This window comes from uncultured Sphingomonas sp., from assembly GCF_946477935.1.
In the GTDB taxonomy this organism is placed as follows: domain Bacteria; phylum Pseudomonadota; class Alphaproteobacteria; order Sphingomonadales; family Sphingomonadaceae; genus Sphingomonas.
The window spans coordinates 1-13810 of the sequence record NZ_CAMLAC010000092.1 but is presented as its reverse complement, the minus strand read 5'-3'; the positions used below and the strand labels follow the sequence as shown (position 1 = coordinate 13810).

Sequence of the window (13810 nt, the reverse complement as noted above, 5' to 3'; positions counted from 1 at the left end):
TCACCCTCCCACCGCTTGCGCGGCGGGCCCCTCCCTCTCCCCGGAGGGGAGAGGGAGCCACCCTCGCCTCGCAAACACAGCATCCACGCAAAATTAACCCTGATTCTCTAACCCCATCTCCACGATGGACGCCGATTATTTCCTGACGCTCGCCAACCAGACGATGTGGGTGCTGGCGCTCGCCGCGGCGCCCATCCTGCTGCCCGTGCTCGTCTCCGGCCTGATCATCGGCATGATCCAGGCGGCGACCTCGATCAACGAGGCGACCTTGTCGTTCGTCCCCAAGCTGATCGTCGTCGCCTTCGCCATCCTGATCTTCGGCGGGCTGATCCTGGGGCTGCTCAGCGATTTCACCGTCAGCATGTTCGAGCGAATACCGGACCTCGTGCGCTGATGCTCGGCTTCGGGCTCGCGATCGAGCCGCAGATCTGGGCGGTTCTGTTCGTGATGATCCGCGTCGGCGCCGCCTTCATCACCGCACCCGTCTTCGGCGCGGTGTCGGTGCCGTTGCCGGTGCGGGTCAGCCTGGCCGGCGCGATCGCCTTCCTGGTGCTCGCCACCCACCGCGTCGTGCCGCCGCCGGTGATCTTTTCCGTCACCACCATCCTGTCGGTCGCGGCTGAAGCGAGTGTGGGGCTGGCGCTCGGCCTGATCCTGCAGGTCGCGTTCGCCGCGCCACTGGTCGCCAGCGAGTTGATCGGCGGATCAATGGGCATCGGCTTTGCCTCCACGATCGACCCGCTCAACGGCCGCTCCTCCCAGGCGCTTGGCCAGTTCTTCACCGTGATGCTGACGCTGCTGTTCCTGTCGGTCGACGGGCATCTGGTGCTGGTCGACACCGTGGTCAAAAGCTATGACGCGCTGCCGCCCGGACAGGCGTGGATGAGCGCGGCGCAGTTTCGCGAGATCGCCTTTTTCGGTGGTTATGCCTTTTTCGCCGGGCTGTTGCTGGCGCTGCCGGTCGGCTTCCTGCTGCTCTGCCTGAACCTCGTCGTCGGCATGATGAGCCGCGCCGCGCCTGCGCTGAACCTGTTCGCGGTCGGCCTGCCGGCAGCCCTCGCGGTCGGCGTCATCGCGCTGGCCATCGCCTTCCCCGCGATGGGCGATTACATGCTGGTCATCATCCGCGAGGCGCTGGCCGCCGCGGAAAATCTGGTGCTGCGATAGATGTCCGAGGAGGGTGGCGACAAAACAGAAGCCCCGACACCCAAGCGGCGTCAGAAAGCCGCGGAGGATGGCCAAATCCTGCGCAGCCGCGATCTCGGGGCTGCGCTGGTCGTTCTCGCCGGTGTCGCATGGATGCTGTTCTTCGGCCCGTCGCTGATCGCCGCCTGCCGCGCGGTGATGACGGCGAGCTTCACCTTCTCCAACGCCGATGTGGAGGATTTCGAGCCGTTCCGCCCGCTGGTCCAGGCCGGCTGGCGCCTCGCCCCCGCACTCGGCTCGCTGTTCGCGATCACCATGCTGGCCGCGATTCTCAGCCAGGCGGGTCTCGGTTCGCTCACCTTCAACACCAAGATGCTGGCGCCCAAGCCCTCCAAGCTGAACCCGGCCACGGGCCTGAAGCGCATTCTAGGGCCGCAAGGCTGGATCGAGCTGGGCAAGTCGCTGTTCAAGGTCGTGCTGCTCGGTGCGATCGGCGGGTATATGCTTTGGAAGTCGACGCGGGCGACGCTGGGGCTGGCGCAGTCCAACCTGCCGACTGCGCTGAACGAACTCGGCGATACCTTCATGGGCATCCTGCTGGTCATGGCACTCGGCCTCGTCCTGATCGCCGGCTTCGATATCCCGATCCAGATCTTCCAGCTTTTCAAGAAGCTGAAGATGTCGAAGCAGGAGGTGAAGGACGAGCACAAGGAAACCGAGGGCTCGCCCGAGGCCAAGGCGCACATGCGCGCCAAGCAGCGCGAAATGTCACGCCGCAGCGTGCGCAGCGCGGTCGCCGAGGCGCATGTCATCCTGACCAACCCAACCCATTTCGCGGTGGCGCTCCGCTATGACCGGGGTCGCGATCAGGTGCCCGTGGTCGTCGCCAAGGGCCGCGGAGTCAGCGCGCTGGCGATCCGCGACGTGGCGGGCGAGCTGAAGATCCCGATCCTGGAATATCCACAGCTTGCGCGCGCCGTCTATTATACCAGCCGCGAGAACCAGGAGGTGCGCGGCGATCTGTATCAGGCGATCGCGGTCGTCCTCGCCTTCGTCTTCAACCTGAATGCGCGGGCCGGCGGCACCGCCCAGCCGCCGATCGAGGTGCCGACCAGCGCCCGTTTCGACGAAAACGGCGTGCCGCAGGCCTGATTCCGCTAAAGGCCGCGCCTTACCGGCCGTTTACCCTTTGGAATGCGCGCCGGAGCCTGAGCCATGTCCACCGTCACCAGCACGACGACGACGCCGACACCCACGGCGACCACCACGACCAGGACGGCGACGCAGTCGGCGACGGCCGCTGCCGCCCAGTCGCTGTTCACCTCGCTCAACACCGGGTCCGGCGTCGATCTCAGCACGCTGGTGCCCGGGCTGGTCGAGGCGCAGTTCGCCGCGCGCACCGCCGCGCTGAAGGCCAAGTCCGAAACCCTGACCACGCAGATTTCGGCGGTCGCGAAGCTGAAGAGCGGTATCACCGATTTCAACGCCGCGCTGAAATCGCTGACCGAGGGGGGCACGCTGCAGACCCAGCCGAACAGCTCCAACAGTTCGGTGCTGACCGCCAGCGGAACGCCGGGAGCCAAGCTGGCCGGTCTTTCCAAATCGATCACGGTAAACGCGCTCGCCACCGCCCAGACCGCCGCAACCGCCACATCGGTGTCGAAGACGGCATCGATAGGCACAGGTACGCTGACCATCTCGCTCGGCACCGCGACCTACAGCGCCGATGGCAAGGCGATGACCGGCTTCACCGCCGGCGCGGCCACGCCGATCGCCATCACCATCGATGCGGAAAACGCCACGATCGACAAGATCGCGGCGAAGATCAACGCCGCCAATGCGGGCGTCACCGCCTCCGTCGTCACCAATGCCGATGGCACCGCCTATCTGGCGATGAAGGGCAAGACGGGCGCGGCACAGGCCTTTACCGTCAGCGGCACCGACGGCCTGTCGGCGCTGAACGTCGGCCCGGGTGCCACGGGCACGCGCCTGTCCAGCGCCGCCGCCAATGCGAAGCTGACCGTCGACGGTATCGATGTCGAGCGCGCGAACAACACGGTGGACGATCTGGTTGATGGCGTGAAGCTGACGCTGGTGTCCGCCTCCACCACGCCGGTCACGCTGGGTGCGGCGCTACCGACCACGGCGCTGACCTCGGTGGTGTCGGACTTCGTCAGCACCGTCAATTCGATGATGGCCGACGTGAAGGCGGCGACCGACCCGATCACCGGCGATCTGCGCAGCGATGCCGCGGCCAAGGCCCTGCAACGCTCGCTCCAGTCGATCACCTTGACCAAGGTGGTACCGGGCAGCTTCACCGATGGCACGCCGACGACGCTGGCCGAGATCGGCGTCACCACCAACGAGAAGACCGGCGCGCTGCAGGTCGATACCAAGCGCTTGTCCGAAGTGCTGAGCAAATATCCGGATGCGGTGGAGGCCATGTTCGCGCCCAGCGGCAGCAACCTGATGGGTTTGTCCGCGCAGCTCGGCAAGATCCAGCTCGCCGCCAGCAGCACCACCTATGGCCTGGAGGCCAGCACCAAGCGGCTGAGCGAGGCGCAGAGCGACACCAGCGATGCACAGGCCAAGCTGACCGACCAGCGGGAAACCACCACCACCCGCATGACCGCGCAGTTCGCCAGCATGAACAGCAAGGTCAGCGCCTACAAATCGGTTCAGAGTTTCATGGACCAGCAGATCAAGATGTGGACCAAGGATAGCTGATGTACGCATCGGCCCTCGCCGCCGACCCGGCGGCCACCTATCGCCAGATCGACATTGTCGGCCGCTCCACCATGGCGGACGGTCCCGCGCTGGTGCAGCTTCTGTACGAGGAACTGATCGCGGCGCTGCGCACCGCCGCCTGGGCGACTGAGAACCGTCAACTGGCGCGCAAGAGCGAGCGCGTGACCCGCGCCACCGCCATCCTGTTCGCGCTGGAAAACGGTCTGGACTTCGATCAGGGCGGCGACCTGTCGGTCACGCTGGCGCGGCTTTATGCCGGGGCGCGCAAGCAGATCGTCGACGCCTCGCTGGGCCAGGATCCGCAGCCGTTCCGCGAGGTGGCAACCAGCATGGCCGAGATCGCCGAGGCGTGGCGCACGATCCGGGGGTGATCACAATAAGCCCCTCCCCTGAAGGGGAGGGGAGCGCTCCGCATTCTATCGCTCGAACCAGTGCCGCTGGACGAAGTAGATCACGATGCCGGCCGCGATCAGCGCGCAACCGCCCAGGATCGCGTCGAACGCCCAGGGGGCCTGCGCATAGGGCAGGCCCTGCACGTTCATGCCGTACAGCCCGGTGATGAAGGTCAGCGGCAGGAACACCATCGCGACGATCGCAATGATGAGCGAGCGGCTGTCGATCTGCTCGGCGCGCAGGTCGCTGAGCCATTCATGGAGCAGTGCGGCGCGTTCGCGGATCGCATCCAGTTCCTCCGCCATGCGCGCGGCGCGGTCGGCGGCGCCGGCCAGGTGCAGCCGGTCGTCATCGTCCAGCCAGTCGCCGGGCAGCGCCGCCAGCTTCTCCAACGCGGCGCGTTGCGGGCTCAGGAAGCGCTTGTAGCCGATCGCGGTGCTGCGCACCCGGCTGACCGTTCGGCGCAAGGTGAAGATCTGTGCGGCGTCCAGCCGTTCCTCGCACGCGTCCAGCTCGTCGCCCAGATTGGCGACATCGGGGTCGAGATCCTGGGTGATCGCGGTGGCGAAGCTGGTGATGAGATCGCCGGGATCGCGGATCGCACTCGCCTTTACCGCCTCCTCGACCGCGCCGACCGCGATCAGCGGCTTGCGCGTGACGGAAAAGACATGCCCCTTCACCGCCCATATCCGTACCGAGGCGAGCAGGTCAGAGGTGTCGAGTTCCTCGCGGCTGCGCCCACGCAGGTTGACGAAGGCGCCACTGCCCACCGCCTCGCAGCGGGGCCGCGTCTCGGTCGCGGTCAGGGCGTCGACGACGTAATCGGACAGCCCGGCGGTGTCGCGCAGCCAGCCTTGTGCCTGTTCGTCGGTGGTCTCGAGATGGACCCAGACCAGGCCGGCGGCATCCGCGCCGAGCGCCTGGCCCACCGCCACCCGCTGCACATCGCCGCTGCCCGCGATGTGATAGGCGAAACCCGTCATGCGCGCGGCGTCATCATGAGGTCGACGGTGATGCCGGCGCCCGGTTCCGCAGGTGCAGTGTCGCACGCGATGCGCTGCGCATCGGCCCGCGCGCGGTCAAGGATCGCGGCCGGCACGTCGGCGCGGTGATACACGCGGTCGGCCGCAGCCAGCACGCGCGCCTGTGCCAGGGTCAGGTCATCGGGATCGCGCGAGGTGAGGTGAAAGACATGGTGGCGGCTGACCCCCGCCGCCGGATCGGCCAGCCAGCGTGCAACATCGGGCGCCTCACCGAATGGATCGAGCGCACCGCCCGCCGCCAGCGCCGCGCCGATCGCCCGCCGCCGCGCAGCGCCATCGGGAAAACGCGCGCGGAGCGCGGCGCGGGCATTGTGCAACCCCTCCGCCAGTGCGCCCAGCGTCGCGGGCAGCATTATCTCCAGCCGCTGGCGCAGAGCGGCCGCCAGCCCGGCGGAGACGCCCCCGGTGCCGATCGCAACGATCACCGCCCCGCGCTCCACGATCGCGGGCAGCGTGAAGTCGCAGTGGTCGGGCCGGTCGACCGCGTTGACCAGCACGCCGCGCGCCTTCAGCCGCGCGATTGCGGCCAGCGCCGCCGCCTCATCCTCGATCGCGACGATGGCGATCGACGCGGCGGCGTCTTCGCCGACCACCACCGCGCCCGCGCGTTCCAGCAGACGGCGCTTGGCCTCCGCCGGCTCGCCCTCGCCCAGCAGGATCACCGGGCGGCCCGCCAGCCGCACGAACAGCGGCAGGCTGTGCAGGCTCACTTCTGCAACCACTCCGGCACGCGCTCGGCGGACAGGATCGTCTCGGCGGCGATGCGGTCGGCGACCACGGCATAGCGTTCGCCCTCGACCAGAACCTCGGGCACCAGCGGCCGGCTGTTATAGGTCGACGCCATCGTCGCACCGTAGGCGCCCGCGGTGCGGAACACCGCCAGATCGCCCGACACGACCCGGTCGATCTCGCGGTTCATCGCGAAGGTGTCGCCGGTCTCGCATACCGGCCCTGCGATGTTGGCGGTCATCTTCTCGCCGGTCGGCTTCACCGCGACGAAATCGTGATAGGCATCGTAGAGCGCCGGCCGCGCGAGGTCGTTCATCGCCGCATCGACGATAACGTACGGGTTCGCCACGCCGGGCTTCACCCACACCACCTCGGTCACCAGCACGCCGGCATTGCCCGCGATCACCCGGCCGGGTTCGAACATCAGCTCGACATCCCAACCTTGCGTGACGCGTGCGACCATCGCGCCGTAAGCGGCAGGCTCGGGCATCACGTCGCCGGGCTTGTAGGGCACGCCCAGGCCGCCGCCCAGGTCGACGCGGCTGACCGTGTGGCCGGCAGCGCGCAACTCCGCGACCAGCTCGCCGATGCGGACATAGGCCGCCTCCAGCGGCGCCAGATCGCCCAACTGGCTGCCGATGTGGCAGGCGACGCCGCGCAGGTCGAGGCCGGGCAGCCCCGCCAGCCGGTCGAACATGCCGGGTGCCTGGTCGATCGGCACGCCGAACTTGTTCTCCTTGCGCCCCGTGGATATCTTGGCATGCGTGCCGGCATCGACATCCGGGTTGACCCGGATCACGGCCGGCGCGGTCAGGCCGCGCTCATGCGCCAGCGCCGCAAGGACGACGCCTTCCTCTTCAAGCTCCAGATTGAACTGGCCGATCCCCGCCTCCAGTGCAGCGGCAAGCTCGGCGCGCGTCTTGCCGACCCCGGAGAACACGATGTCCTCGGGCTTCATCCCCGCGGCCAGCGCCCGGCGCATCTCGCCCACCGACACCACGTCCGCGCCATAGCCCTCATCGGCCAGCACGCGCAGCACCGCGACATTGGGATTGGCCTTGATCGCATAGGCGAGGTGGACGCGCGGCAAGGCGCTCAACCCTTCACGGAACACGCGCGCGTGTCGGCGGAAGGTGGAGGCGGAATAGACATAGACGGGCGTCCCCACCTCTGCCGCGATGCGGGCAATGGCGACGTCCTCGGCGAACAGCTCGCCGTCCTGGTAGTGAAAATGATCCATCAGCGGGGGGGCAAATCGAAATCGTCGGAGCGGCGCGCTTCCGAACTGTGGATAAGGGCGTCCGAGCGCTGCGGGCGCTGCTGCGTGGTGGGGGTCAGCAACTCGCGCGGCGTCGGCGTGGCGGTGGCACCGCGCGGCGCGACGGGCAGCGACTCGCCGGGGGCGGGTTGCAGCCGGTTCGCCGCACCGCACCCGGCAAGCGCGACCAGGGCGGCGAGCACAAGCAGACGCTTCATCGCGGTTCTCCCCGCGCCGCGGCGATCGCCGCGCGCACATTGGCCGGCGCGGTGCCACCGAAGCTGGTCCGGCTGGCGACGGAGGCATCGACCGACAGCACGTCATACACGCTGGCATCGATCCGTGCATCGATCGCCTGAAGATCCTCCAGCGCCAATTGATCGAGCTTCACGCCCCGGTCCTCGGCCAGCTTCACCGCGCGCCCGGTGACGTGATGCGCCTCGCGGAACGGCAGGCCGCCGACGCGGACCAGCCAGTCGGCCAGATCGGTCGCGGTGGAGAAACCCGCCTCCGCCACACCGCGCATCCGCTCGGTCCGGAACGTCGCGCTTTCCACCATGCCGGTCATCGCCGCGATCGACAGCCCCAGCAGGTCGTGCGCCTCGAACACCGGCGGCTTGTCGTCCTGCATGTCCTTGGAATAGGCGAGCGGCAGGCCCTTCATTGTCACCATCAGCGCGGTCATGCAGCCCATGATCCGCCCGGCATGGCCACGCACCAGCTCGGCGGCGTCGGGGTTGCGCTTCTGCGGCATGATCGAGCTGCCGGTGGACCACTGGTCGCTGAGCGCGACGAAGCCGAAGGGCTGCGACGCCCACAGCACGAACTCCTCGGCCAGGCGCGACAGGTGCAGCGAGCAGTTGGTCGCCGCCTGGAGGTAATCGATCGCGAAGTCCCGGTCGCTGACCGAGTCGAGCGAATTGGCGGTCGGCCCGTCGAAACCCAGCGCCGCGGCGGTCGCATGCCGGTCGATCGGAAAGCCCGTGCCGGCGAGTGCGGCCGAACCGAGCGGGCACTTGTTCATCCGCGCGCGCGCATCGGCGAAGCGGCTGGCATCGCGCACGATCATCTCGTGATAGGCCATCAGGTGATGGCCCAGCGTCACCGGCTGCGCGCTTTGCAGATGGGTGAAGCCCGGCATGACGCTGTCGGCGTGTTCCGCGGCCCGCACTAGCAGCGCAGCGCGCAACTCGCCCAGCGCCCCCAGCGTCTGGTCGATCGCATCGCGCACCCACAGGCGGAAATCGGTCGCCACCTGATCGTTGCGCGAGCGTGCGGTGTGCAGCCGCCCGGCGACCGGGCCGATCAGCGCGGCCAGCTTCGCCTCGGTCTGCATGTGGATGTCTTCGAGGGTCAGGTCCTCGGCCACGCCGTTCGCCTCGTAATCGGCGGCGACCTGGTGCAGCCCGGCGGTGATCGCCGCGGCATCCTCAGGCGTGACGATGCCCTGCTTGCCCAGCATGGCAACGTGCGCCAGCGAACCGTCCACGTCCTGCCGCCACAATCGCTTGTCGAAGGGGATGGAGGCGTTTATCTCGCGCATCACCGCAGCGGGCCCTTCGGCGAAGCGCCCGCCCCACATCGCATTGGAACCGCCCATGGTATCGCGTGCCGTGATCGCCTGTCTCCTCGGCTTCAGTATCGCGGCGTGCGATAGGCAAAGCGGAAGCGCGGAGCAAGCCGCCACCACCCCCACCGCCGACGAGGTGACGGCCGCCGCGACTGCGCCCGAGAGCCGCCCCACCGGCACCGTCGACCGCAGCCACAAGGGCGAGGCCGCCCTTCCCGCCGCCTTCCAGACGCTGGACGGCAAGCCCGCCAGCCTTGCCGACTTCAAGGGCAAGCCCGTGCTGGTCAATCTGTGGGCGACATGGTGCGCACCCTGTGTCGCCGAAATGCCGACGCTGGATGCCGCCGCCAGGCGAGTCGCCGCGCAAATGCCGGTGATCGCGGTGTCGCAGGATCTGGACGGCACGGCCAAGGTGAAGCCGTTCCTGGCGGGCAAGAGCTTCACCGCCTTGCGGATCTACACCGATCCCAAGCTGGGCCTGAGCACCGGATACGGCGCGAACCTGCCGACCACGATCCTGTACGGTGCCGATGGCCGCGAAATCTGGCGCGTGACCGGCGGGTTCGACTGGGCCGGTGCCGAGGCGCAAAAACTGCTCGCCGAAGCAGCCTGAACCGAGGCCCCCTTCCCCGACGGGAAGGAGGCCCCAGGTCGATCAGAACTCGGCGGTCAACCCGACGAACACGGTGCGACCCACCGCGTCATAGACGCCCGGATAGGTGTTGCCGTTGTTGAAGTTGCCTAGCGCGCTCAGCGCCAGGATCGGCGGATCCTTGTCGAACAGGTTGTTGACGCCGGCGCGGAAGACGATGCCGTCCTGCACCTTGGCGGTCGCGGCCAGGTCGAAATAGGAATAGGCCTTGATCCGCGAGTTGAACACCGGCGCGGTCGAATCGAGCGTGGTCCCGCCGATATAGCGCCAGTTGAGCGAGATCGAGCCGACCTGCTCCGCATCCGACCAGGTCAGGCGGGCCTGATGCTTCCATTCGGGCGTCGGCTGGCCGCAGGTCTGGCCATTCTTGCCCTTGCAGTCATAGGATTCCAGCCCCGGCAGCGGCTCGGTGCGCAACTCGTTCAGCCACGTACCCTGCGCATCCAGATTGAGCGAACCCAGTCCGCCCAATGGCTGCGCGAAGCTGAAGCCAACGTCGATGCCCGACGTCGCCAGCGATCCGGTGTTCTGCGTGTTGCTGGCGATCGCACCGACATCGCCGAAAATCACACCGTTGCGCGGATCGCGGGTGATGAGCGCGCAGAAGAACGGGTTGGCGTTCTCGAAACATTGCTCGGTGGTCAGCGCGGGCGCGACGATGCCGATATAATCGCGCACCTTGATGTTGAAGTAGTCGACGGTCAGCGTCAGCCGCTTCAGGAAGCTGGGGTTGAGCACCACGCCCGCGGTATAGGTGTCCGCCGTTTCGGGTTTCAGCGCCAGATTGCCGCCGAACACGCCGGTGCAGAAATCGGTCGGGCATTCGGAGACTTGGCCGTACAGCGCATCGGGCAGTCCGGTCAGACGGCACACCTCGCGCGAGGCGGTCGGAGTCGCACCGGCACAGCCGTCCTGCGAAATGACGTTGCCGCGGAATTGCGGCCCGAACAGTTCGGAGATGTTGGGCGCGCGGATCGCGCGGTTATAGCTGCCGCGCAGGCGGATATCGCTGATCGGTGCCCAGGACACCTCGCCCTTGTAGGTCGATACCGCCTTGGCCAGATTGCTGTAGTTGGACAAACGATAGCCGCCGTTGATCACCAGTTCCTTGGCGAACGGCACGTCGGACAGGATCGGCACCTCGATCTCGGTGAACAGCTCGGTCACGTCGAACGCGCCCTGGGAATTGCGCGTGCCCTTCTGTTGCGCCAGCGCGTCGGCGGTGAAGCGCAGGCTTTCGCGGCGATGCTCGATACCCAGCACGAAGCCCACGCCCTGCGACGACCAGGGCGAGCGGATGCCGTAGGTGCCTAGGTCGGCGCTGATATTGGCGTTCAGCACCGTTTCCTTGTCGACCCCCTCGGTCGAGGTCGGCGCGTAGATATAGCTGAACGCCGCGTCGCTGATCCCGTTGTAGCGGAACACGTCCAGCGGCACGCAGTTCGGGTCGGTGCCGTCGATCACCGACTTGCAGGTCGGCACGCCGTTGACGTTCACCACCTGAAGCCCGCGATTGGCGCGCGCCGGATCGATGTCGTTCTGATAGGTCTCATTGAACAGCACCACCGAATGCAGCGCGTTGACGTCGTAGCGCAGCCCTTCGGCGATCTCGCCGCGGACGCCGCCGGTAAAGCGGTAATCGGTGTGGCGCAGGTCGTCGCGGCGCGGCCGTGCGTTGCCCGCCACCGGGCGATAGCCGACGAACAGGTCCTGCGTCGCGGTGGAACCGGGTGCCGCGCCGCACAGCAGACCATATTGCTGCGCGCTGAGCAGCGGATTGTCGCAATTCACCCGGTAGTTGAAGCCCTGGAACAAGGCCGACGGCGCCACCTGCGAAAAGGTGTGATCGTCCATGAACATCGCGCTGCCATAGACTTCGGCGTAATCGGTCACCTCATATTTGGCGAAGGCACCCGCAGTGTAGCGCACGTCCGAGCGCTGGAAATAGTTCAGCGGCGCATAATTGTAGAGGAAGGTGGGGCCATACGGCACCCAGGTCTTGTTGCCGTCCTTGGTGTTGTTGAACACCTGGCCGCGGCTGGGGCCGGTTTGCGGATTGAACAGCCCGAATTCGTTGTTGCTGGAGCCGCCGCAACTGACCGTGCTGCCGCCGACCCCGGCCGCGTTAAGCGCGCAGGAGGATACGTCGCGCGTTCCTTGCGTGATCGGCTTGTAATCGCGGTAGCCGAAATAGGCGGTCACGTTGCCGCGGCCATCACCCATGTCCGCACCGAAGGCGATGTTGGCATCCAGCTTCTGCCCGTCGGCAACATTGCGGTTGGCCAGGCGGAATCCCGCCTGCCGCTGGATGCCGCGGATGAACTCGTTGTTGTTCTCGTGAACGGCCAGCCCGTACTGCACGTCGGCGCGGATGCCGTTCAGATTGTCGCGCAGGATGAAGTTCACCACGCCCGAAATCGCGTCCGACCCGTACACGGCGGAAGCGCCGCCGGTGACGACATCGACGCGCTGGACCAGGAAGGACGGCAGGAAATTCAGGTCGTTGGCCTGCACCGGCAACAAGCGCTGCCCGTTGACCAGCACGAGGTTGCGGGTCGAGCCCAGGTTACGCAGGTTGACGCGCGCGGTGCCGTCCGACCCATTCGACCCGTTCTCGTTCGAATCGGGCGTCACCTGCGGCAGACGGTTCAGCACGTTCTCGACGCCGACCGCGCCCTGATAGCGGATCTCCGCCGCATCGACGGAGGTCAGCGGACTGTTGCTGGTCAGGTTGGGGCGGCGGATGCGCGTTCCCGTGACCACGATCGCCTCCCCGCTCTGCTGCTCGTCAGAGACGGTGGCCGCGTCCGGCACGGATTGCGCTTCTTCAGCGGGTGGCGTGCTCGCCTGCTGCGCAAGTGCGATATTTGGACTCATTCCCATAAGAATGAGAGCGATTGTGGAGCTACCGTTCCAAGACATCTTCTTACGCATCTAAAACCCCCTTGTTTTTATGTTGCGAACATCCTCCGATAAAAACCATCTGTCAAATATATTATACGGTATTAGCAGTCGGTGGGCGTTGAGGCGACCCATCACGCCGGCGAAACGAAACCCTTCTCCGATCGCCGCGTTGCAGCATGAACTCGGCGCGAAGTGCGTGCCTTGATGCAAGCGGCCGCGCATGGCGGCAGGCCGAATGGCCGGGAGGTGACATGACAGGTCCGACAAGGCGCGAGATGCTGGCGGGTGCGGTGGCGTTGGGGTTGGTGCCGGTACAGGCGCTGGCGCAGGGCAATGTCGCTTTTGGCGCTGCAAAGTCCTTTGATTGGAGTGCGTTGCAGCAACGTGCGCAGGCGTTGTCGCGCCAGGCGTATCGCGCGACGCCCAAGGTCGCGGCGGCCGAAGCGGTGGATTACGACCGGGTCGGCGCGATTCGCTACCGCCCAGACCGGCAACTGGCGGGTGGTATCCGCCTGTTTCCGCTCGGTCGCTACGCGCCAACGCCCGTGACGATCAACATCGTCGAAGGTGGCCAGGCCCGCCCCCTCACCTTCTCCCCCGATCTGTTCGAGGCGGAGGCGGGCCACGCCCCCGCGCTCGGCATCGCCGGTTTCCGCGCGGTGACGAGGGACGGCAAGAGCGACTGGATCGCCTATCAGGGTGCCTCCTATTTCCGCGCCTCCGGTTCGCAGGACCAGTACGGCCTGTCCGCCCGCGGGCTGGCAATCGACACCGGCATCGCCGGTGCCGAAGAGTTTCCGGCCTTTACCGAATTCTGGATCGAGCGGACGGGTGAGCAATCCTATCTGATCCATGCGCTGCTCGACGGGCCCAGCGTCACCGGGGCCTATCGCTTCGCCACCGCCTTCACCCCCGGTGCCGCGGGCGGCACGGTACAGCAGGTGTCGGCGGTGCTGTTCTTCCGCCGCGACGTGCGCCGGCTGGGCATCGCGCCGGCCACCAGCATGTTCTGGTATGGCGAAGGCAATCGCGCCGCCGCCCGGGACTGGCGCCCCGAAATCCACGATTCGGACGGGCTTGCCATCTGGACGGGCTCCGGCGAGCGCATCTGGCGCCCGCTGACCAACCCCCCGCGCGAAACGCTGGACAGTTTCGCCGACCAGAACCCCAAGGGTTTCGGCCTGATCCAGCGCGACCGCGACTTCGACCATTATCAGGACGACGGCGCCTTTTACGATCGCCGGCCCAATCTGTGGGTCGAGCCCGGCCGGGGCTGGGGCAAGGGGCAGGTGATGCTCTATGCCTTCCCGACGGGCAGCGAGACGGTGGACAATATCTGTCTCTTATACACATCTCCGAGCCCACGA

13 protein-coding genes are annotated in these 13810 nt (G+C 67.1%); 7 read left to right on the top strand and 6 right to left on the bottom strand.

Translation table 11 applies throughout. The features are described from left to right. Positions 1-124 precede the first annotated feature (124 nt). The 5 genes from fliQ to fliS all read left to right on the top strand — a co-directional run bounded on the left by fliQ (position 125) and on the right by fliS (position 4265). A complete protein-coding gene (gene fliQ / locus Q0U08_RS11110) occupies positions 125-394 on the top strand; it encodes a flagellar biosynthesis protein FliQ (protein WP_112383855.1) in 270 nt (89 codons plus the stop codon). Then, on the top strand, positions 394-1167 hold the full coding sequence (gene fliR, locus Q0U08_RS11105; protein ID WP_298091499.1) for a flagellar biosynthetic protein FliR: 774 nt from the start codon (positions 394-396) through the stop codon (positions 1165-1167). The genes fliQ and fliR overlap by 1 nt, the downstream gene beginning before the upstream one ends. Beyond that, positions 1168-2298: a flagellar type III secretion system protein FlhB gene (flhB, locus tag Q0U08_RS11100; RefSeq protein WP_298091498.1), complete on the top strand. Its 1131-nt coding sequence runs from the start codon at positions 1168-1170 to the stop codon at positions 2296-2298. It abuts the gene before it with no gap. Positions 2299-2361: 63 nt separating this feature from the next. After that, on the top strand, positions 2362-3873 hold the full coding sequence (fliD, locus tag Q0U08_RS11095; RefSeq protein WP_298091497.1) for a flagellar filament capping protein FliD: 1512 nt from the start codon (positions 2362-2364) through the stop codon (positions 3871-3873). Further along, a complete protein-coding gene (gene fliS, locus Q0U08_RS11090; protein ID WP_367271117.1) occupies positions 3873-4265 on the top strand; it encodes a flagellar export chaperone FliS in 393 nt (130 codons plus the stop codon). Before fliD ends, fliS begins: the two co-directional genes overlap by 1 nt. 45 nt (positions 4266-4310) lie before the next feature. On the opposite strand, the gene Q0U08_RS11085 is transcribed toward fliS, so the two are convergent. The 5 genes from Q0U08_RS11085 to argH are packed head-to-tail and all read right to left on the bottom strand — an operon-like array spanning position 4311 to position 8899. Then, positions 4311-5270, bottom strand: coding sequence for a zinc transporter ZntB (locus tag Q0U08_RS11085; protein ID WP_298091496.1), 960 nt, complete (start codon positions 5268-5270; stop codon positions 4311-4313). Then, positions 5267-6040, bottom strand: a complete 774-nt coding sequence (locus tag Q0U08_RS11080; protein WP_298091495.1) for an NAD(P)-dependent oxidoreductase — start codon at positions 6038-6040, stop codon at positions 5267-5269. The genes Q0U08_RS11085 and Q0U08_RS11080 overlap by 4 nt, the downstream gene beginning before the upstream one ends. Beyond that, the gene (gene lysA, locus Q0U08_RS11075; protein WP_298091494.1) at positions 6037-7299 is read right to left on the bottom strand and encodes a diaminopimelate decarboxylase; all 1263 of its coding nucleotides are present in this window, start codon (positions 7297-7299) and stop codon (positions 6037-6039) included. The genes Q0U08_RS11080 and lysA overlap by 4 nt, the downstream gene beginning before the upstream one ends. Next, a complete protein-coding gene (locus tag Q0U08_RS11070; RefSeq protein WP_298091493.1) occupies positions 7299-7535 on the bottom strand; it encodes a hypothetical protein in 237 nt (78 codons plus the stop codon). Before Q0U08_RS11070 ends, lysA begins: the two co-directional genes overlap by 1 nt. After that, entirely contained in the window at positions 7532-8899 is a 1368-nt protein-coding gene (argH, locus tag Q0U08_RS11065; protein ID WP_298091500.1) for an argininosuccinate lyase, read from the bottom strand. The genes Q0U08_RS11070 and argH overlap by 4 nt, the downstream gene beginning before the upstream one ends. Before the next feature lie 16 nt (positions 8900-8915). On the opposite strand from argH, the gene Q0U08_RS11060 reads away from it, so the two are divergent. Next, complete coding sequence (locus tag Q0U08_RS11060; RefSeq protein ID WP_298091492.1) at positions 8916-9500, top strand: TlpA disulfide reductase family protein; 585 nt, start codon at positions 8916-8918, stop codon at positions 9498-9500. Between the two features lie 42 nt (positions 9501-9542). On the opposite strand, the gene Q0U08_RS11055 is transcribed toward Q0U08_RS11060, so the two are convergent. Further along, positions 9543-12353, bottom strand: coding sequence for a TonB-dependent receptor (locus tag Q0U08_RS11055; RefSeq protein ID WP_298091491.1), 2811 nt, complete (start codon positions 12351-12353; stop codon positions 9543-9545). Positions 12354-12694: 341 nt separating this feature from the next. Between Q0U08_RS11055 and Q0U08_RS11050 the strand changes: the two genes are divergently transcribed. Next, positions 12695-13810: glucan biosynthesis protein (locus tag Q0U08_RS11050; RefSeq protein WP_298091490.1), on the top strand; the 1116-nt coding region annotated here is incomplete at its 3' end.